Origin of the sequence: Kitasatospora sp. NPDC051170, assembly GCF_044455705.1 — a bacterium.
Lineage (GTDB): Bacteria > Actinomycetota > Actinomycetes > Streptomycetales > Streptomycetaceae > Kitasatospora.
On record NZ_JBITFA010000022.1, the window covers coordinates 43049 to 62396 of the forward strand.

Annotated in this window: 16 protein-coding genes and 1 riboswitch; of the genes, 10 read left to right on the plus strand and 6 right to left on the minus strand. The window is 72.1% G+C overall.

Translation table 11 applies throughout. The features are described from left to right. Positions 1–207: 207 nt before the first annotated feature. The 5 genes from ACIBCA_RS33675 to ACIBCA_RS33695 all read left to right on the plus strand — a co-directional run bounded on the left by ACIBCA_RS33675 (position 208) and on the right by ACIBCA_RS33695 (position 6357). A complete protein-coding gene (locus ACIBCA_RS33675; RefSeq protein ID WP_396286893.1) occupies positions 208–1437 on the plus strand; it encodes an Ig-like domain-containing protein in 1230 nt (409 codons plus the stop codon). A gap of 187 nt (positions 1438–1624) precedes the next feature. Beyond that, positions 1625–2872: an Ig-like domain-containing protein gene (locus ACIBCA_RS33680; RefSeq protein ID WP_396286894.1), complete on the plus strand. Its 1248-nt coding sequence runs from the start codon at positions 1625–1627 to the stop codon at positions 2870–2872. A 209-nt stretch (positions 2873–3081) separates the two neighbouring features. After that, positions 3082–4302 carry an Ig-like domain-containing protein gene (locus ACIBCA_RS33685; protein ID WP_396286895.1) on the plus strand — a complete coding sequence of 407 codons (1221 nt, stop codon included), beginning with the start codon at positions 3082–3084 and terminating at the stop codon, positions 4300–4302. A gap of 150 nt (positions 4303–4452) precedes the next feature. Next, entirely contained in the window at positions 4453–5001 is a 549-nt protein-coding gene (locus tag ACIBCA_RS33690) for an ATP-binding protein (RefSeq protein WP_396286896.1), read from the plus strand. A gap of 465 nt (positions 5002–5466) precedes the next feature. Then, a complete protein-coding gene (locus ACIBCA_RS33695) occupies positions 5467–6357 on the plus strand; it encodes a DMT family transporter (RefSeq protein WP_396286897.1) in 891 nt (296 codons plus the stop codon). A gap of 454 nt (positions 6358–6811) precedes the next feature. Here the strand turns inward: ACIBCA_RS33695 and ACIBCA_RS33700 are convergent, their stop codons facing one another. Beyond that, positions 6812–7537, minus strand: a complete 726-nt coding sequence (locus ACIBCA_RS33700) for a TetR/AcrR family transcriptional regulator C-terminal domain-containing protein (RefSeq protein ID WP_396286898.1) — start codon at positions 7535–7537, stop codon at positions 6812–6814. A gap of 145 nt (positions 7538–7682) precedes the next feature. On the opposite strand from ACIBCA_RS33700, the gene ACIBCA_RS33705 reads away from it, so the two are divergent. Together ACIBCA_RS33705 and ACIBCA_RS33710 are read left to right on the plus strand one after the other, a co-directional pair. Beyond that, entirely contained in the window at positions 7683–8276 is a 594-nt protein-coding gene (locus ACIBCA_RS33705; protein ID WP_396286899.1) for an NADPH-dependent FMN reductase, read from the plus strand. A 23-nt stretch (positions 8277–8299) separates the two neighbouring features. Further along, positions 8300–9859: an MDR family MFS transporter gene (locus ACIBCA_RS33710; protein WP_396286900.1), complete on the plus strand. Its 1560-nt coding sequence runs from the start codon at positions 8300–8302 to the stop codon at positions 9857–9859. A gap of 23 nt (positions 9860–9882) precedes the next feature. On the opposite strand, the gene ACIBCA_RS33715 is transcribed toward ACIBCA_RS33710, so the two are convergent. The 5 genes from ACIBCA_RS33715 to gcvT form a co-directional block, all read right to left on the minus strand. Beyond that, positions 9883–10599, minus strand: a complete 717-nt coding sequence (locus ACIBCA_RS33715; RefSeq protein WP_396286901.1) for a hypothetical protein — start codon at positions 10597–10599, stop codon at positions 9883–9885. Between the two features lie 372 nt (positions 10600–10971). Next, positions 10972–12339: an L-serine ammonia-lyase gene (locus ACIBCA_RS33720; protein WP_396286902.1), complete on the minus strand. Its 1368-nt coding sequence runs from the start codon at positions 12337–12339 to the stop codon at positions 10972–10974. A 153-nt stretch (positions 12340–12492) separates the two neighbouring features. Then, on the minus strand, positions 12493–13773 hold the full coding sequence (glyA, locus tag ACIBCA_RS33725; protein WP_396286903.1) for a serine hydroxymethyltransferase: 1281 nt from the start codon (positions 13771–13773) through the stop codon (positions 12493–12495). Between the two features lie 85 nt (positions 13774–13858). Continuing rightward, positions 13859–14242: a glycine cleavage system protein GcvH gene (gene gcvH / locus ACIBCA_RS33730; RefSeq protein ID WP_396286904.1), complete on the minus strand. Its 384-nt coding sequence runs from the start codon at positions 14240–14242 to the stop codon at positions 13859–13861. 113 nt (positions 14243–14355) lie between these two features. After that, positions 14356–15477 carry a glycine cleavage system aminomethyltransferase GcvT gene (gcvT, locus tag ACIBCA_RS33735; protein WP_396286905.1) on the minus strand — a complete coding sequence of 374 codons (1122 nt, stop codon included), beginning with the start codon at positions 15475–15477 and terminating at the stop codon, positions 14356–14358. Positions 15478–15707: 230 nt separating this feature from the next. Beyond that, positions 15708–15815: riboswitch (glycine riboswitch) on the minus strand. 211 nt (positions 15816–16026) lie between these two features. On the opposite strand from gcvT, the gene ACIBCA_RS33740 reads away from it, so the two are divergent. From ACIBCA_RS33740 to ACIBCA_RS33750, 3 genes are all read left to right on the plus strand, one after another. Continuing rightward, positions 16027–16809, plus strand: coding sequence for an enhanced serine sensitivity protein SseB C-terminal domain-containing protein (locus ACIBCA_RS33740; RefSeq protein WP_396286906.1), 783 nt, complete (start codon positions 16027–16029; stop codon positions 16807–16809). Between the two features lie 161 nt (positions 16810–16970). Beyond that, positions 16971–17873, plus strand: coding sequence for an enhanced serine sensitivity protein SseB C-terminal domain-containing protein (locus ACIBCA_RS33745; RefSeq protein WP_396286907.1), 903 nt, complete (start codon positions 16971–16973; stop codon positions 17871–17873). A 459-nt stretch (positions 17874–18332) separates the two neighbouring features. After that, on the plus strand, positions 18333–19322 hold the full coding sequence (locus ACIBCA_RS33750) for an ABC transporter permease (RefSeq protein WP_396286908.1): 990 nt from the start codon (positions 18333–18335) through the stop codon (positions 19320–19322). The last annotated feature ends 26 nt before the right edge of the window (positions 19323–19348 follow it).

The following is a 19348-nucleotide window of genomic DNA, read 5'->3' on the forward strand; positions in this document are numbered from 1 at the left end:
GTGCGTGGGGGTGGGTGGGGGCCCGTTCGCTTTCTCTTTCCCGGATTGAGGCGAGGGGAAGCAGATGAACGGCACCTTGCCAACACCCGACACCCACCCCACGCACCCGCCCACGGTGTCGTTCGCGGCTGCGCGCCCGGGGCTTTCGGGGTGGTCGGCGTGTCTCCGGCGGGTTGGTTCTCGTTGTGCCGGGGGCAGCGGTTGTGGATGGTGGGAGGCCCCGGAATGTGGGTGTGGGCGCGGCGTGTGGGGGCGGCGGCCTGGGGGCTGGTGTTGCTCAGCGGGTGCAGCGGCGGTGGCGCGGGTCCGGCCGGGGACGTGGCGTCGGCCGGGCCGAGTGCTCCGCCGGCGATGTCGCGGGCGGTGGTGAGCGCGCAGCCGGCCGACGGGGCGCAGGACGTCCAGCCGGAGGGCGCCGTGCGGGTGAGTGCGGCGCAGGGGCGGCTGGTCTCCGTGCGGCTGGCGGACGCCAAGGGCGCGGAGGTTCCGGGGGCGATCGCCGCGGACGGGGCGTCCTGGGCGCCGGACGGGCCGCTGCCGTTGGGGACGGCGTTCACGCTGGACGCCGTCGCCGAGGACGAGCAGGGCCAGAAGGCCGCCCAGCACTCGGAGTTCTCGACCGTGGCCCGCGCCCACACCTTCGTGGCGTTCTTCACCCCGGAGGACGGTTCGACGGTCGGCGTCGGTATGCCCGTCTCCCTGCGCTTCAGCCGCCCGATCGTGGATCGGGCGGCGGTGGAGCGCGCCGTGCAGGTGAGCGCGGATCCGCCGGTGCCGGTGGCCGCGCACTGGTTCGGGAACCAGCGGCTGGACTTCCGTCCGCAGCAGTACTGGGCGGCGGGCACGAAGGTCTCGGTGGCGCTGCGCCTCAAGGACGTGCAGGGCGCGCCGGGCGACTTCGGCTCGCAGAACCGTGATCTGCGCTTCGTGATCGGCCGGGCGCAGGTCTCCACGGTCGACCTGGACGCGCACACGCTGACGGTCCGGGCGGGCCAGGGCGGCAAGGTGGTCCGGGTGCTCAAGGTGTCGGGCGGGAGCCCCGAGCACTCGACGTACCGCGGCGTGATGGTGGTGTCGGAGAAGTACCAGGTGACGCGGATGAACTCGCAGACCGTGGGCATGGGCGACGAGTACGACATCAAGGACGTCCCGCACGCGATGCGGCTGACGGCTTCGGGCACGTTCGTCCACGGGAACTACTGGGCCAACCCGTCCGTGTTCGGCTCGGCGAACACGAGCCACGGATGCATCGGCCTGGCCGACGCGAAGGGCGGCGCGGGCAGGGACACCCCGGCGGGCTGGCTGTTCGAGCACACCGTCCCCGGGGACGTGGTGGAGGTGAGGGCCGCGACGGGCGACACGGTGCCGCCGTCGAACGGGCTGAACGGCTGGAACCTGCCCTGGGACCAGTGGCTGGCGGGCAGCGCGCTGCGCTGAGAGCGGCGGGGGCGACTCTTCACGGGGGATTCACCCCTGCTCCACCCACCTCCCCTCGGGATTCACTCAGACGGCCCAGCTATCCTTCTCCGGCGCGCCGGGGTCCCGGCGTGGAAGATCGGCGCCCGGTGCAACTCGGGAGGGCGTTCGAGGCGTCATCTGAGTGGACACCGGGAGGGAGAGAACCGTGAGTACGGGTACGGCGGCAGGCGCCGCGATACGCACCGGTCGGCGCTTCGGGCGCAGGGGTGCGGCGGCGGTGCTGATGGGTGGGGTGCTGCTGCTCACGGCGGCCTGCAACGACGACAAGGGCGGCGGGTCCACGGACGCGGCCGCCACGGCGCCGGCGGATGCGGGAGCGGGTACGGGCGCGGCTTCGGCGGCGCCGAAGAACTCGGCAGCGGTGCTGAGCGTCGAGCCGAAGGACGGCGCCCAGGACGTGGCGCCGGGTGCGCTGGCGGTGGCGGTCGCGAACGGCAAGCTGACGACCGTCGAGGTGACGGACAAGAACGGCAAGCCGGTCGAGGGCGCGATCACCCCGGACGGCACCGGCTGGAAGCCGTCCGCGGCGCTGGCCGTGGGCATGGCGTACAAGGTGAACGCGCAGGCGAAGGACGCGGACGGCCTGGTCGCCGCGTCGACGACGAGCTTCACCACGCTGACGCCGGCGAAGAAGGTCTCGACGAACGACAACATCAGTGACGGCTCCACCTACGGCGTCGGCATGATCGTTTCCGTCGAGTTCAACAAGGACGTCAAGAACAAGGACGCCGTGCTGAAGGGCATCACCTTCGCGACGGACAACAACACCGAGGTGAAGGGCCACTGGTTCGGCGACCGGCGGCTGGACTTCCGTCCGGCCGAGTACTGGAAGCCGGGCACCAAGGTCACCATCAAGTACCGGCTGAAGAGCGTCGAGGTCGCGCCGGGCATCTACGGGGACATCGACAAGGATGAGCCGTTCACCGTCGGCCGCTCCCGGGTCTCCACGGCGGACGCCAAGTCGCACATGATGACCGTCGAGACGGCCGGCAAGTCCACGACCCTGCCGGTGACCCTGGGCGCGGACGCCACGCCTTCCTGGGGCGGGACGATGGTGATCATGTCCAAGGAGAAGGTCACCCGGATGAACTCGCAGACCGTCGGTCTCGGCGGGGAGTACGACATCCAGGACGTGCCGCACGCGATGCGGCTGACCACCTCGGGCACGTTCGTCCACGGCAACTACTGGGCCAGCCCGTTCGGCAAGACCAACGCCAGCCACGGCTGCGTGTCGATGGCCGACGAGAAGGGCGGCAGCGACGGTTCGGTCGCCGGGAAGTTCTTCAACGACTCGATGGTCGGCGACGTCGTCAAGATCGTGAACAGCAAGGAGAAGACCGTCTCGCCCTCCAACGGGCTGGGCGGCTGGAACATCTCCTGGGCCAACTGGTAGGCCCTACCCGGGAGTCGGCCTGGTGAATCCGGGCTTCCCGGGGGTTTGTGCGGGGTTTTTCACAGCCGGGCGGTCCGACCTCACCCGTTGGGGTCGGACCGTCCGGATTTTCGGGGCAAGCAGACCCTCGAAAGGCGCAACCTTTCCGAGGGCCGGAGCGTGTAGCGGTCGGGGCTTCTGGCCCGTGGGGAGCAAGGGAGGGATCGGCTGTGAGGTCGATACGCAGGGTCGTGGCCGCCGGACTGGTCGGCGGCGCGATGGTGATGACGGCGGCGTGCAGCAGCGGCGGGAGCGGCGGCGGCGGTGCCAAGGCCGACATCGGGGCCGGTGCGGCCCCCGCCTCGGCGTCGGCGGCGCCGACCAGCGCGGCGCCGAAGGTGTCGCAGGCCAAGGTGTCCATCGAGCCGAAGGCGGGCGCGGTGGACGTGGCGCCGGGCGCGCTCAAGGTCGGTGCGACGGGCGGCAAGCTGACCACCGTCAAGGTCAGTGACAAGACCGGGAAGGAGGTTCCCGGCACCATCGCCGCGGACGGCCTCTCCTGGACGCCGACGACGGGCCTGTCGGTCGGCACCGCGTACCTGGTCAGCGCGATGGCGGCGGACGCCGACGGAGTCGTGGCGGAGGCAGACAGCAACTTCACGACGCTGACGCCCGAGGCGCTGGCGAAGGCGGCCGACAACGTGGACAACGACGCCACGTACGGCGTCGGCATGATCGTCTCGGTCGAGTTCAGCAAGGACGTGAAGAACAAGGAGGCGGTGGCGAAGGCCATCACCTTCGACACGGACAACGGCACGGCGGTCAAGGGCCACTGGTTCGGCGACCGGCGGCTGGACTTCCGTCCGGCCGAGTACTGGAAGCCGGGCACCAAGGTGACCGTCCACTACCGGCTGAAGAGCGTGGAGATCGCCCCCGGCATCTACGGCACGGACCGAGACGAGCCCTTCACTATCGGGCGAAGCCAGATCGCGACGGTTGACGCCGCCGCGCACCAGATGACGCTGGTCTCCGCCGGGCAGACCTCGCAGCTCGACATCACCTCCGGATCGGACGACCACCCGACCTGGAACGGCACGATGGTGATCATGTCGAAGGAGGGCACGGTGCGGATGCAGTCCAGCACCCTGCCCGGCATGAGCGGCCCCTCGTACGACCTCCAGGTGCCGCACTCCATGCGGCTGACCACCTCGGGGACGTACTTCCACGGCAACTACTGGGCCAGGAACGGGGTGTTCGGCGGGGACAACGTCAGCCACGGCTGCGTCGCGCTCAAGGACGTGGAGGGCGGCAGCGACTCGTCGGCGGCCGGCAAGTTCTACGCCGGTTCGATCGTCGGGGACGTGGTGATCGTGAAGAACTCCATCAAGAAGGAGACCCTGGAGCCGGACAACGGGCTCAGCGGGTGGAACATCCCCTGGACTGCCTGGTAGGTCGCTGTACGGGTCAACCCGGGCTTGACGTGCGTCGGCCCGGGTTGACCCGTTTTCGTGGCCGGGTTGCTTCCGGCATATGCCGACTCGTGGGAGATCGTTTGCTCATTGTCCGTACGCGGCCGCTTGCGTTCCGCAATGATGGTCCGCATGGCGGGTTGGGGCGAAACAGATCAGTCAACGGTTCCCGGGGTCGGCGGCCCGGTTGTCGGGGCGTCCTGGATCGACGTCCAGGGCACGCTCTCGGCGCTGGAACGGCTCAGCTCCGAGGAGCTGGAGGAGATGTATTCCGGGAGGCTGTGCGACCCGTCCTCGCCCAGTGAGGTGCGGTTGCCGTCCAGGACGGAGTCGGGGCCGGTGGCGCGGCGGCTGGTGCTGTCGGTGCTGGAGTCCTGGGACCTGCACCAGCACCTGGAGGTGGGGGAGTTACTCACGAGCGAGCTGGTGAGCAACGCGGTGCGGCACGCGGGCGGGAGGACGATCGGGCTGCACGTCGGCCGGAAGCCCGGGTGGCTGCGGATCGAAGTGAGGGACTCGTCGCGGTCGCTGCCGTGCATGATCCTGGCGGAGCCGAACCCGGTGAACGAGCGGGGGCGGGGGCTGAAGATCGTGGATGACCTGGCGGACCGCTGGGGGGCTGATCTGCTGCCGCGCGGCAAGGGCGTGTGGTTCGAGCTGAAGGTGCGCGAGCGCGGCTGAGCCGGGAAACACGCAGGGCCCCCGGGTGCGCCGTTTGTTCGGCGGAGGGGGCCCTTGCTAGTCATCGCGCCGGCCAAGGGGGTGCGTGCCGTGCGATGGTCGTCGGCAGTGCCAGGTCGGGCCCGCCGAAGTCGTGTCTTGACTATCGCACGGATCTCAGCATGTGGGCAAACCCGGTGGCTTGGAATGAAAGGTTTGTAACCTACTTCACCTTTGGATTTTGCATAGGTTAACGCTGGCGCCTGTGAATATTCACCGTGATCGCGCGTCGGCGTCACAACTCGCCCATCCTCCTGCCACGGTCCGGGGTGCCGAGTAGCATCGGCTCCGTGAACCACTACTGGCGCGTCTGCCTGCCACCGCTCGCCGCCTGACCGGGCGTACGCGACGGTGGTCTGAGTTCTGCGTGCGCCCGTTCTCGAAACCACCCCATCCGCTGGTTTTCGACGACGGAAGTTCACGACTGTGACGACGCGTACGTTCCTCCCTGCCCGCCTTCTCGACGGGCCCGCCCCGATCCTCGCCGCCGCCCTGCTGTGGGGCACCACCGGAACCGCCAGCTCCCTGGCACCCGGCGGCGCCCCGGCGGCCGGCATCGGCGCCGCCGCCCTGGTGCTCGGCGGGCTGCTGCTCTTCCTCACCTCCCGCGCCGCCTGGACCCTGCCCCGGGCCTGCCGTGCGCGCGAACGGTGGCTGCTCGCCCTCGGCGCGGTGGGGGTGGTCGGGTACCCGGTCACCTTCTACCCGGCCGTCGTCCGTACGGGCGTCGCCGTCTCCACCGTGATCGCCCTCGGCAGCGCGCCCGTGTTCACGGGCCTCCTCGCCTGGCTCACCGGGCAGGGGCGCCCCGGTGCGCGCTGGACCGGCGCGACGGCGCTGTCCGTCCTCGGATGCGCCCTCCTCGTCCTCGGCCCCCGTTTTTCGGGCGGCACCCCGATCGACCCCCTCGGCGTGCTGCTCGCGGTGCTCGCCGGGTTCTCGTACGCCCTCTACTCGCTGATCGGCGGGCGCCTCATCACCGCCGGGCACCCCTCCGGCGCCGTCATGGGCGCGATGTTCGGCGGCGCGGCGGTGCTGGTCCTCCCCGTGCTCGCCCTGGAACCGGCCCACTGGCTCGCCTCCGTGCGCGGCACGGCCGTGGTCCTCCACCTCGCCGTCATCACCACCTACCTCGCCTACCGCCTCTTCGGCCACGGCCTCCGCCACACCACCGCCCAAACCGCCACCACCCTCACCCTCGCCGAACCCGCCGTAGCCGCCCTCCTCGGCGTCCTGGCCCTCGGCGAACACCTCCCGCCCCTCTCCTGGTGCGGCCTCGCCCTCCTCGCCACGGGCCTGGCCGCCCTCGCCGCCTGATCACGGGGGCTTGCGAAGGAGGTCCTTCTCCTCCCTGCGGGTCCGGTCCGGGTCCATGACGAGGCAGAGGCGGCCGCGTCACAACCCCAGCCCCGCTCAACCCGCTGGGATCGGTTCGCGCAGGAAGTCGGCCCGGCCGACTTCCTGCGCGGGGGAGGCTGGTTGACTCGGCGGGTGAGCGAATCTCCGAGCGTGTCCATCGGCGGGTACCCGGACGGGCCTTGTGTGGCAGGTGAACCTCTGCTGGAGCGCGCCGGGTTCTGGGCGAACCACCTGATGGCCCTGTGCCGTGTGGAGCCCGATCGGCTCGGCGAGGACGGCGCGCGGACCAGGTGATCCTGCGCGGCAGGCGCCGGGAATCGCCGGTCGACGCCACCGGCACCTCCCCGCTCAGCGGGGGCGGTGAAGGGCGGGAGGCATCCGACCCATTCCGGCTCCTCAATCTGACGCGGCGCTAGAGCCCGAAGTGGGTGGCGACGCCGTCGAGGACGCAGTCGAGGCCCGTGTGGAAGTGCCAGGCGGGGTCGTCCTTGCGGGTGGCGCGGTGGAGGTACTGCTCGTAGGCGGGGTAGCGGCCGGTGCCCATCAGGTAGGACATCCGGGGGGCCAGGGCGGCTCGGGTCTCCTCGCCGTCGGCCCAGCCGTGGTCGCGGCGCAGGTTCTCCAGGGCGAGTTCGGTGGCGACGGAGCCGTAGACGTAGCCCGTGACGGTGCGGAAGACCGCCATGGTGGTGTCGGCGTCCAGGCCGTGTTCGGCGAGGGCGGCGAAGGCCCGTTCGGGAACCGCGAGTTGGTTGGGGCTGAGGACGGTCGGGGCGGCCGCCCGGACGATCCAGGGGTGCTCCAGGTTCATCGCGCGCAGGTGGACGGCCAGTGAGTGCATGGTCGCGCGCCAGCCGCCGGCCGGGGTGTCCAGGGGGAGGCGGCCGTAGACGAAGTCGACCATCAGCTCGATGAGTTCGTCCTTGCCGGAGACGTACCGGTAGGCGGCCATCGGGGCGACGTCGAGGACGGCGGCCAGGCGGCGCATGGTGACGGCGTCCAGGCCCTCGGTGTCGGCGATGGCGACCGCGGCGGCGGCGATCCGCTGAGGGGTCAGGGTGCTGCGCGGCGCGGGGCTCGGGCGGTCGAGCCGCTCCCAGAGTGAGGGCTGGTCGGAGGGCGTCTGCTGGGCGGGCATGAGGCCCACGGTACCACTTGAGTGTACGTCGTATCGGCGAGTGGACGACGTACGCGCCGATGTGTACGTTGTATCGAAGGTGATACGGCGTACACAGAGTCGCCGTACCCGTCGTACCCGTACCCGTTGTCCGGAGGGGATCTCCATGTCCACGCACCAGAACCTCAAGGTCGCCGTCCTCCTGGGCAGCACCCGCGACGGCCGCTTCGGCCCGGTCGTCGCCGACTGGCTGCTCGGCCACCTCAAGGCCCGCGGCGACATGACCGCCGACCTGGTCGACCTGAAGACCACCCCGCTGCCGACCGTCATGCCCTCCTTCGGCGGCGAACTCCCGCCGGAGGAGATCGAACTGCTCGGCGCCGTCTCGCCCCGGCTGGAGGCGGCCGACGCCTTCGTGGTCGTCACGCCCGAGTACAACCACAGCTTCCCGGCCGCGCTGAAGAACGCCATCGACTGGCACAACCACCAGTGGCACGCCAAGCCGGTCGGCTTCGTCTCGTACGGCGGGCTCTCCGGCGGGCTCCGGGCCGTCGAGCAGCTGCGCGTGGTGATGGCCGAGCTGAACGCCGTGACGATCCGCAACACCGTCAGCTTCCACGGCGCCGCCCAGAGCTTCGACGAGCACGGCAGGCCGCGCGATCCGGCCGCCGACGCCGCCGCCGACGCGCTGCTCGACCAACTGGACTGGTGGGCCCGGGGGCTGAGGGTCGCCCGGCAGGCCCGTCCGTTCGCAGCCTGAGCCGGGAAGGGCACGGCGCCACCATGACCACGGAACCGGTCGCCGACGACCGCCCCAAGCCGCCGCTGATCGGCGTGATCGGGCTGATGCTCGGCATCTTCCTCGCGGCCCTCGACGGGCAGATCATCGGCACCGCACTGCCGACCGTCGTCGGCGACCTCGGCGGGCTGGAACACCTCGCCTGGGCCGTCACCGCCTACCTGCTCACCTCCGCCGCCGCCACCCCGCTCTGGGGCCGGCTCGGTGACCTCTACGGCCGCAAGGGCGCCTACCAGTGGGCGGTGGTGGTCTTCCTGGCCGGCACGGCCCTGTCCGGACTGGCGCAGGACATGACCGAGCTGATCGCCTTCCGCGCCCTCCAGGGCGTCGGTGCGGGCGGGCTGATGGTCGGTGCGCTCTCGGTGATCGGGGTGCTCGTGCCCGCCTCCGACCGGGGCCGGGTGCAGTCGGTGATCGGCGTGCTGATGCCCGTCGCCTTCGTCGGCGGGCCGCTGCTCGGCGGTTTCCTCACCGACCGGCTCAGCTGGCGCTGGGCCTTCTACGTCAACCTGCCGGTCGGCCTGTTCGCCCTGTTCGCGGTCGGCGTCGGCGTACGGCTGGCGAAGGCCGAGCCGGTCCGCGCCCCCTTCGACCGGGCCGGGGTCGCCCTGCTGACCACCGGCATCCTCGGGCTCACCCTGGTCGGCAGCTGGGGCGGCACGCAGTACGCCTGGGCGTCGCCGCTGATCCTCGGGACAGCTCTGCTCGCGGTGGCCGCACTGGCCGGCTTCGTCCGGACCGAACGGCGCGCCCCCGGGCCGCTGATCCCGCCCGCGCTGTTCTGCAGCCGCAACTTCACGGTGTCCCAGGTGCTGGGCTTCCTCACCGGCGCGGTCATGATCGCCCTGATCGGCTACGTGCCGCAGTACTTCCAGTTCGTCCAGGGCGTGTCACCGACCACCGGCGGCCTGCTCCTGCTGCCACTGATGCTCGGCATGATGGGCACCCAGCTGGTCACCGCCCGGCTGATGGGCCGCCCCGGCGGCGAACGGCGCTACCCGCTGCTGGGCGGCGCGCTGACCCTGACCGGGGCCGCGCTCCTGCTGCTCCTGGGGACGGACACCCCGGTGGCCCTGGCCTCCGGGCTCACGGCGGTCGCCGGGATCGGCATCGGACTGTTGATGCAGAGCACCATGCTGACGTCGATGGGCGCGGTGCCGCTCCAGGACATGGGCGCGGCGATGGGCGTGGTGACCCTGCTGCGCAGCATCGGCGGCTCGCTCGGCATGGCCGCCCTCGGCGCGGCCTACACCGCGCGGCTGACCGCCTCGCTGGAGGAACGCCTCGGCCCGGCGGAGGCCGCCCGCCTCACCGGTGGCGGCCTCACCCCGGCCTCCCTGACGGGCCTGCCCCCGACCGTCCGACACGCCGTCGGCAGCGCCGTCACCAGTGGCCTGCACGCCACGGTGATCGGCGGCGTGGCCCTGGCGGCGGTGGCCACGGCCGTCGCCTGCCTGACCCGGCCGAACGCGAGCCCGGCGCCCGCCCCGAGCCCGGCGCCCGCCCCCAGCCCCGGCGAGGGCCCGGTGTCACAGCGGGCGTGACTCCGGCCCGGGGAGAGGGCCCGTCAGCCGCCGGGGGTGGTCGGGGTGGCCGGGGTGGCCGGGCAGTGGCCGGCGAGGCAGAAGGAGGACACCAGGGACTGCTGGACGTCGCGCAGCGGCGTGGGCCAGCCGGTCTCGGGCCCGGCGACGAGCAGGGCGTACACCTGCCCCCCAGGGGTGGTGACCATCTGGTCGACGGTGTGCCGCACCCCCTTCCCCGCGAGGTCGTACGAGTACTCCAGCACCGCGCCGCCGTCCGGCGTCTGGGTGAGCGAGAGCTTCCGGTAGTTGGGGAACCGCGAGGGGTTGGAGGCGAGGCTGGCGTCGGTGGCGACGGCCTGGTTGTACGGGCTGTCGGTGCCCATGGAGAACACCTGGACGAGGCTGCCGCCGTCCGGCGAGTCGTAGAAGACCGAGGTGCCGTCCACCCGCCGCTGCCACCCGTCCGGCACGGTCAGTGTGAACCCGGCCGCGTCCTGGACGGTCGTCGAGTGCGGCCCGGTGGTCGGGGTGGGGGTCGGCGTCGCCGTCGGGCTGCCGGTCGGCGAGGCCGGGAAGGTGAAGTCCGAGTAGGGTGGCGCGGCGCCCGGGGTGGTCGGAAGCGGCGTGCCGAGCGCGGCCGGCACCTTCGAGCCGTTCGAGCCGCCGTCGTTCCGCGAGTACAGGTACCACCCGCCGCCCACGCCCGCCCCGGCGAGCACCCCGATGAGCGCGGCCACCAGCACCGCCCGCGGCCGCATCCGCCCGCCCGAGCGCTCCGGGGGAAGCGGGGGAGGCGGGGGAGCAGCCGCAGGGGGTGCGGAGGGAGAGAAAGGCGGCGGCGGCACCGGCTGAGCGCCGCCCAGCAGCGGCGCCGTCAGCGGCGGCGGAGCCATCGGCGGGGGCGGCACCGCCCCGATGGGCGGTGGTACCGCGCCCAGCGGGGGCGCGGGCGGAGCCTGCTGCACCCACTGCCGCCGCTGCTCGTCCCAGTACGCCCCCACGCCGCCCCCCAAGTTCGAGACCTGCCCCGCCCGTCCGGCGACGGCCGGGGGCGAGACCGGAGACTACCGCTACGGAGCGCCGCCCTGTAGCGGTAGCCCCCGTTCCGCGCGACTACTACGCGTTCCCCGTCAGCACTCGATGACGTTGACGGCGAGGCCGCCGCGCGAGGTCTCCTTGTACTTGATCTTCATGTCGGCGCCGGTCTCCTTCATCGTCTTGATCGCCTTGTCCAGCGAGACGTGGTGCCGCCCGTCCCCGCGCAGGGCCATCCGGGCCGCCGTGACGGCCTTCACCGAGGCCATGCCGTTGCGCTCGATGCAGGGGATCTGGACGAGCCCGCCGACCGGGTCGCAGGTGAGGCCGAGGTTGTGCTCGATGCCGATCTCGGCGGCGTTCTCGACCTGCTCGGGCGTGCCGCCCAGGACCTCGGCGAGGCCGCCGGCGGCCATGGAGCAGGCGGAGCCGACCTCGCCCTGGCAGCCGACCTCGGCGCCGGAGATGGAGGCGTTCTCCTTGAAGAGCATGCCGATGGCGCCGGCCGCGAGCAGGAAGCGGACGATGCCGTCGTCGTCGGCGCCCGGGATGAAGTTCAGGTAGTAGTGCAGGGTGGCCGGGATGATGCCCGCCGCGCCGTTGGTCGGGGCGGTGACCACCCGGCGGCCCGAGGCGTTCTCCTCGTTGACGGCCATCGCGTAGAGGGTCACCCACTCCATCGCGTTGGCCGGGCCGATGCCCTCCGCCCGCAGCGCCCGCGCCCCGGCGGCGGCCCGGCGGCGCACCTTGAGGCCGCCCGGCAGGATGCCCTCGCGGCTCATGCCGGCGCGGACGCACTCCTGCATCACGGCCCAGATCTGCAGCAGGCCGGTGCGGATCTCCTCCTCGCTGCGCCACGCCTTCTCGTTCTCCAGCATCAGGCCGGAGATCGACAGCCCGGTCTCCCGGGTCAGGCGCAGCAGTTCCTCTCCCGTACGGAACGGGTAGCGCAGCGCGGTGTCGTCGGGCTTGACCCGGTCGGCGCCGATCGCGTCCTCGTCGACGACGAACCCGCCGCCGACGGAGTAGTACGTCTTCTCCAGCAGCGTGGAGCCGTCCTCCGCGAACGCCCACAGGGTCATGCCGTTGGCGTGGTACGGCAGCGAGCGGCGGCGGTGCAGCACCAGCTGGGTGTCGGGGTCGAAGTCGATGGTGTGCTCGCCGACGAGGCTGAGCTTCTTCTCGGCGGTGATCCGCGCGACGTCCCGGTCGGCCTGGTCGACGTCGACGGTGCGCGGGGAGTTGTTCTCGAGGCCGAGGAGGACGGCCTTCGGCGTGCCGTGGCCGTGGCCGGTGGCGCCCAGGGAGCCGAAGAGCTCGGCGCGTACGGCCGTCACCCGGGGCAGCAGGGCTTCGGACCGCAGGCGGCGGGCGAACATCCGGGCCGCACGCATCGGGCCGACGGTGTGGGAGCTCGAGGGGCCGATGCCGATGGAGAAGAGGTCGAAGACGCTGATGGCCACGGGGGACGTCCTTGTCTGGTCTCGTGGAAGGACAGAGCAGAAGGCGAGTGGGGACACGGGACGGGGCACCGCACGCACTGTCCAGTGTGCGCGGTGCCCCGGGGTCCCAGGTACGCGTACGGGGTGAGGCCGGTCACCCCAGCCCGTACGGCGTCAGTCCTGGTTGGCCAGGTTCGGGTACAGCGGGTACTTCTCGGCCAGCGCGGTGACGCGGGCCTTGAGCGCCTCGGCGACGGTGTCGTCGAAGCTCGGCTTGAGGGCCTCGGCGATGATGTCGGCGACCTCGCGGAAGTCCTCGGCCTGGAAGCCGCGGGTGGCGAGGGCCGGGGTGCCGATGCGCAGGCCGGAGGTGACCATCGGCGGGCGCGGGTCGTTGGGGATCGCGTTGCGGTTCACGGTGATGCCGACCGTGTGCAGACGGTCCTCGGCCTGCTGGCCGTCGAGCTGGCTGTTGCGCAGGTCGACCAGGACGAGGTGGACGTCGGTGCCGCCGGAGAGCACGGAGGCGCCGGCCTCGGCGACGTCGGCCTGGAGGAGGCGCTCGGCGAGGATGCGCGCGCCGTCCAGGGTGCGCTGCTGGCGCTCCTTGAACTCCTCGGAGGCGGCGACCTTGAAGGCGACCGCCTTGCCCGCGATGACGTGCTCCAGCGGGCCGCCCTGCTGGCCGGGGAAGACCGCGGAGTTGATCTTCTTGGCGAACTCGGCCTTGGACAGGATCACGCCGCCGCGCGGGCCGCCCAGGGTCTTGTGGGTGGTGGTGGTGACCACGTCCGCGTACGGCACCGGGTTGGGGTGCAGGCCCGCGGCGACGAGGCCCGCGAAGTGGGCCATGTCGACCATCAGCAGCGCGCCGACCTCGTCCGCGACGCGGCGGAACTCGGCGAAGTCCAGCTGGCGCGGGTAGGCGGACCAGCCGGCGATGATCAGCTTCGGCTGGTGCTCCTTGGCGAGGCGCTCGACCTCGGCCATGTCGACCTGGCCGGTCTTGTCGTCCACGTGGTACGCGACCACGTTGTAGAGCTTGCCGGAGAAGTTGATCTTCATGCCGTGGGTCAGGTGACCGCCGTGGGCCAGGTTCAGGCCCAGGATGGTGTCGCCCGGCTGGATCAGCGCGAACATGGCGGCGGCGTTGGCCTGCGCGCCCGAGTGCGGCTGGACGTTGGCGTGCTCGGCGCCGAACAGGGCCTTGATCCGGTCGATCGCGATCTGCTCGACCACGTCGACGTGCTCGCAGCCACCGTAGTAGCGGCGGCCGGGGTAGCCCTCGGCGTACTTGTTGGTGAGCACCGAGCCCTGGGCCTCCATGACCGCCACCGGGGCGAAGTTCTCGGAGGCGATCATCTCCAGGGTGGTCTGCTGGCGGTGCAACTCGGCGTCGACCGCGGCGGCGATCTCCGGGTCGAGGGCGTGCAGGGACTGGTTCAGAACCGTCATGGTGTGGTCTTCCCGGGAGGAGGAGAGCGAGGGGGACGGTGGTGGGTGGGCCTCGCCGTCAAGGCCCACCCGGGTCACGCGGGCGTCAGCCGGCGTGGGTGAGCGCGTCGTACTCTTCGGCGCTGAGCAGCTCGTCGGTGTCCTCGACGCGGACCTTGAACAGCCAGCCGCCCTCGAACGGGGCACCGTTGACCAGCGCGTTGTCGTCCAGGACGTCCTGGTTGACCTCGACGACCTCGCCGGACACCGGGGAGTACAGGTCGCTGACCGACTTGGTGGACTCCAGCTCGCCGCAGGTCTCGCCGGCGGTCACCGTGTCGCCCACCTCGGGCAGCTGCACGTAGACGATGTCACCGAGGGCGTCGGCGGCGTGCTTGGTGATGCCGATCGTGGAGACACCGTCCTCGGCGATGCTCAGCCACTCGTGCTCCTTGGTGTACTTCAGGTGCTGGGGGTTCTTGCTGCTCATGGCGTCATTCTCCAGGATGCGAAGCGGGTACGACGACGCGGGCCGTCACCGGGGCGGCTGCGACGTGCGGTGATGGGGGAAACGCGGGGGAAGCGCGGCGGGAAGCGCGCGGGTCAGCGGGTGCGCTTGTAGAAGGGCAGCGCCACGACCTGGACCGGCTCGTGCTTGCCGCGCACGTCCACCGCGACGGTGGTGCCGGGGGTGGCGTGGGCGGCGTCGACGTACGCCATGGCGATCGGCTTGCCGAGCGTCGGGGACGGCGAGCCGGAGGTGATCCGGCCGATCGGGGCGCCCTCGGTGGACACCACGGTGTACTCGGCGCGCGGCACGCGCTTGCCCTCGGAGACCAGGCCGACCAGGATCCTCGGCGGGTTGGTCTCGGCCGCGGCGGCGGCCCGCTCCAGGGCGGCGCGGCCGACGAAGGCGCCGTCGTTGGTGGTCTTGTCGAAGCGGACGACCCGGCCCAGGCCCGCGTCGAACGGGGTGAGGTCGGTGGAGAGCTCGTGCCCGTACAGCGGCATGCCGGCCTCCAGGCGCAGCGTGTCGCGGCAGGACAGGCCGCACGGGACGAGCCCGCGGCCCTCCCCGGCGCCGGTCAGCGCCTGCCAGATCGCCTCGGCGTCGGCCGGGGCACAGAAGATCTCGAAGCCGTCCTCGCCGGTGTAGCCGGTGCGGGCCAGGAGCACCTCGCGGCCGGCGACCTGGGCCGGGAGGATCGCGTAGTACTTGAGGCCGGGCAGGTCGGCGTCCGTGGTGTCGGCCAGGATCGCGGTGGCCTCCGGGCCTTGGACGGCGATCAGGGCGTAGGTGTCGCGGTCGTCGGTGACGACGGCGTCGAACCCCTTGGCGCGGGCGATCAGCTCGTCGAGGACCAGCTGGGCGTTGGAGGCGTTGGCGACGACCAGGAAGGCGTCCTCGCGCAGGCGGTAGACGATCAGGTCGTCCAGGATGCCGCCGTTCTCGGCGCAGATCATGGTGTAGCGGGCGCGCAGCACGCCGAGGGCGGAGACGAAGCCGACCAGGGCGTGGTCGAGCATCTCGCCGGCCTGCGGGCCGGTGACGGTGATCTCGCCCATGTGCGAGAGGTCGAACAGACCGGCCTTGGTGCGGACGGCGAGGTGCTCCTCGCGCTCGCTGCCGTAGCGCAGCGGCATGTCCCAGCCGGCGAAGTCGGTCATGGTGGCGCCGAGGCTGCGGTGCAGCGCGTCGAGCGCGGTCAGGCGGAGGGACGACATGGCCAGGAACTCCTCGGTCGGGGCAGGGGCACTCAGGGTGCGCGCGCCGGACCGGGGCCCGCTCGGGACCGACCCTGCGCGCGGGCATGCGGCGGCGTGGGTCTCCCCATCTGTCGTCGGACCTGAGAGCTTCACCGCACACCTGCCCGAAACCAGCTTCGGGCACGGCATGGCGGCTTGCACCGTGGGTGGGCGCACGACCGGGGCCGTACGCCGCTTTCCAGATGTGCCTAACCCGTGCGGTAGGGGGGCCTGAGAGATTCCGGGGAGGACTTGCTCCTTCGGCGCCGGCCGTACCGCGTCGAGGGCGGCACTCCGGGCTCTCCCGCACGGGTTCGAGCGGCCGGTGTGGAGTTGTGGGGCCCGCGGCGCATGCCGTCGGACGCGGACATCATGGCACGTCCGTGGCATTCAAGGGAGAGGGGACCTCGTCACACCGGCCTGGCCTCCCGAACAAGGGCCTCAGGGCCCGTCCCCGAACTGGCCCTAAACTGCTGCGCGTCGGTGCGGCACAGGGCGGCCGGCGGTACGGCGGCGGATGGGATACCCGTGGAGCAGCAGCAGGGGTGGGGCGGCCCGGAGGCGGCGCCGACCGGGGGCGCGTGGCCGGCCAACGAGCTGGAGCAGGTGCTGACCGCCGCGCTGGGCGATCCGGGGGCGACGCCCCGGGTGTTCGAGGTGCTGGGCCGCAGCCAGGTGTGGATCCCGCTGCCCGCCGGGGGAGACCCGCGGGGGCAGGGGCTGGACCTGCCGACGATCGAGCTGGGCGGGGACCCGTACGTGCCCGTCTTCTCCTCGCAGGAGGTGTTCCTGCAGCAGGCGCCGGGGATGGCCTTCGCGGTCGCGCCGGTCTGGGAGTTCGCCCGGGGGCTGCCGCTGGGCGTGGGGATCGCCGTCAATCCGGAGGCTGCGGTGGGCATCCCGGTGCCCCCGCAGGGGGTGGCCGAGCTGCGCCGCGGGCCCCGGGAGGACAGGTGGGAGCACCCGGAGGCGCCCACCGGCGGGCGGGTCGCGCTGCGCGAGCCCGTGCCGGGGGAGGACCCGGAGTACTTCCTCGCCGCCTGCCGGGCCGAACTGGCGGCCCTGCCCGGGGTGTTGACCGCGCGCCGGGCGCTGGCGAGCATCGAGGGCGAGGCGACCGTGATGTTCGTGGGCGTCCAGCTGGACCAGGCGGCCCCCGCGGACCCGGCGGCGGTGAACGAGGCGCTCGGCCGGGCGCTGGGAACCGCGCCGCTGCCCGGTGGCGTCCACCTCGTGCTGCTCGACCTCGCCGACGACCCGGTGGTCGAGTGGCTGCTCACCCGGGTGATGCCGTTCTACGCGCGGGCGTGACCGGGCGCGAGGACGGTGTGAGCCGGGTGTGAGCCGGGTTCCCGGGCAGTGTTCTGTCGAAGGCACGTCGCCGTGGCGGTGGCCCTCTGCCGCGCCATAGGGTGCGTGCAGACGGCTGACGGCCGGCGGGATGAGCGAAAGAGGCGCGGCGAGGTGGGCGCATGAGTGCGGGAGCGGGAGCGGGCGGTGGACCGGGGCCCTGGGGCCAGCCATCGGCCGGGCGCGCCGGGGCGGACCCGGGCGCGTTGGAGCGCGCCCTGCGCGAGGTCGCACCGGAGCGTTACGAGGCGTACGAGCAGCTGCTGCACGCCCTGGCCGCGGGCCAGGTCTGGATGCTGCTGTGGCACGGCACGCCGGGCAGCCCCGACGCCCAGTACGGGAACATGGAGATCAGCGGCCACGGCTACGCGCCGGCCGTCACCTCCCCCGAGCAGCTGACGGCCTCGGGCTGGACGCGGGCCCACGAGGTGATCTCCGGGCGGGAGATCGCCGCCTCGCTGTACCGGACGCGCTGGGGCCTGTGGCTGAACCCGCACGCCCCCGGCGGCGGTGTCGGCGTGCCCTGGGCGGACCTGCGGCGGATCGCCGCCGGGCTGGACCGGCTGCCGGCCGGGCCGCTGAAGCTGGGCGAGCCGCAGGTCAACGCCCAGCAGTTCTTCGCGCTGCTGGAGCGCCAGGCCATCGAGGTGCGCGCCGTACGGGCGCTGCGCCGGGCCTGGGTGCAGCCCTCGGTGGGGGAGCCGTACCTGGCGATCGGGCTGGAGCTGTACGAGAGCTCGCCGCCGGCGGTGGAGGCGGTGCGCGCGCTGATGCAGCGGGCGATCGCGGTGGCCCCGGAGGGGCTGGCGGTGTCCACGGTGGCGATGGCGGACGAGTACGACCCGGTGGCGCTGTGGATGCGTGCCAACGCCCGGCCGTTCTACGACCGGGAGGCCGGACGGCCGCCGGTGTACCCGCAGCGGCCCGCGGGCCCGTACGGTTCCTACCCGCAGCCCCAGCCGCCGACCGGTGGCTGGCACGGGCAGCCGCCCTCCGGGGCCTGGCCGGGTTACCCGGCGCGCTGATCGCCGGAACGACGGCGAAGAAGCCGACCTGATCCACCGTCAGGTCGGCTTCGGCGTTTTCCGGGCGAGTTTCCGGACGGGCTTCCGGGGCATCTTGACATGGCTGTTACAGCCGTGTGAAGAGGGATATGCCGCGAGCCCGGGAGGTGCATGCGCACAGATCACAGTTGGGCATCTCTCGCCTGGCAGGGCTGGCGCAAGCCAGTTCGGATGACAGAGAGTTCTGCGCACAACGCAAAGCACAGCGCGAACTGGTAACCCCACGAAGGTGAACGCGCACGCCGACCGCTCGATCCACGCGATGCCCATCCCGCGTGGTGGCAGTACCCCGCGCACGGCCCAGGGCCGCGCGCACTCGTTCTCATACGCACCTCCGCACGTCCGCTGCCAGCCGTACCGCCGACCCCCGGCGACCGGCGCCCGTGGGCCGGCCACCGTCGGCGAGGGGACCAACTGACCATGACCGCACCCGTAGCAACCGCCGGGAACGAACCGGAGGCCCAGGCCTCCGCGGACCCGGCCAAGAAGATCGAGGGCCGCTCCCTCGGCCGCATCGCCTGGACCCGCTTCAAGCGGGACAAGGCCGCCGTCGCCGGTGGCATCGTGGTGATCCTGCTGATCACCCTCGCCCTGCTGGCCAAGCCGATCGAGGGGCTGTTCGGGCTCGACCCCGACGCCCTCCACCAGGACCTCCTGGACGCCGACCTCGGTGGCATCCCGTTCGGTGACTGGGGCGGCATGAGCGCGGACCACCCGCTCGGCGTCGACACCGTCCAGGGCCGCGACCTGCTCTCCCGCGTCATCGAGGGCTCCTGGGTCTCGCTGCTGGTCGCCTTCGGCGCGACCGTGCTCTCCAACACCATCGGCACCGTCCTCGGCGTCGTGGCGGGCTACTACGGCGGCTGGGTCGACACCCTGATCAGCCGGCTGATGGACATCTTCCTGGCGTTCCCGCTGCTGCTGTTCGCGATCGCCATCTCGGCCTCGCTGCAGGGCGGAGCCTTCGGCCTGCACGGCCTGCCGATGCACATGGCGGTGCTGATCTTCGTGATCGGCTTCTTCAACTGGCCCTACATGGGCCGGATCGTGCGCGGCCAGACGCTCTCGCTGCGCGAGCGGGAGTTCGTCCACGCGGCCCGCAGCCTCGGCGCCCGCGGCCCGTTCATCCTGTTCAAGGAGCTGCTGCCGAACCTGGTCGGTCCGATCCTGGTCTACTCGACCCTGCTGATCCCGACCAACATCCTCTTCGAGGCCGGCCTCAGCTACCTCGGCGTCGGCATCCAGCCGCCGCAGGCCTCCTGGGGCGGGATGCTCCGCGACGCCATCCAGTTCTACCAGGTGGACCCCCAGTACATGGTGGTGCCCGGTATGGCGATCTTCATCACCGTGCTCGCGTTCAACCTTCTCGGCGACGGGCTCCGCGACGCCCTCGATCCCAAGAGCAACTGACGTCCCGTCAGAATCCTCCTTCCTCC

Bases quoted from the DNA above. Each gene is read 5' to 3' on its own strand.
- gcvT (WP_396286905.1), bottom strand. From the start codon at position 15,477: ATGTCGTCCCTCCGCCTGACCGCGCTCGACGCGCTGCACCGCAGCCTC.
- ACIBCA_RS33710 (WP_396286900.1), top strand. From the start codon at position 8,300: ATGACCACGGAACCGGTCGCCGACGACCGCCCCAAGCCGCCGCTGATC.
- ACIBCA_RS33705 (WP_396286899.1), top strand. From the start codon at position 7,683: ATGTCCACGCACCAGAACCTCAAGGTCGCCGTCCTCCTGGGCAGCACC.
- ACIBCA_RS33675 (WP_396286893.1), top strand. From the start codon at position 208: ATGGTGGGAGGCCCCGGAATGTGGGTGTGGGCGCGGCGTGTGGGGGCG.
- glyA (WP_396286903.1), bottom strand. From the start codon at position 13,773: ATGACGGTTCTGAACCAGTCCCTGCACGCCCTCGACCCGGAGATCGCC.
- ACIBCA_RS33715 (WP_396286901.1), bottom strand. From the start codon at position 10,599: ATGCGGCCGCGGGCGGTGCTGGTGGCCGCGCTCATCGGGGTGCTCGCC.
- ACIBCA_RS33750 (WP_396286908.1), top strand. From the start codon at position 18,333: ATGACCGCACCCGTAGCAACCGCCGGGAACGAACCGGAGGCCCAGGCC.
- ACIBCA_RS33700 (WP_396286898.1), bottom strand. From the start codon at position 7,537: ATGCCCGCCCAGCAGACGCCCTCCGACCAGCCCTCACTCTGGGAGCGG.
- ACIBCA_RS33690 (WP_396286896.1), top strand. From the start codon at position 4,453: ATGGCGGGTTGGGGCGAAACAGATCAGTCAACGGTTCCCGGGGTCGGC.
- ACIBCA_RS33745 (WP_396286907.1), top strand. From the start codon at position 16,971: ATGAGTGCGGGAGCGGGAGCGGGCGGTGGACCGGGGCCCTGGGGCCAG.
- gcvH (WP_396286904.1), bottom strand. From the start codon at position 14,242: ATGAGCAGCAAGAACCCCCAGCACCTGAAGTACACCAAGGAGCACGAG.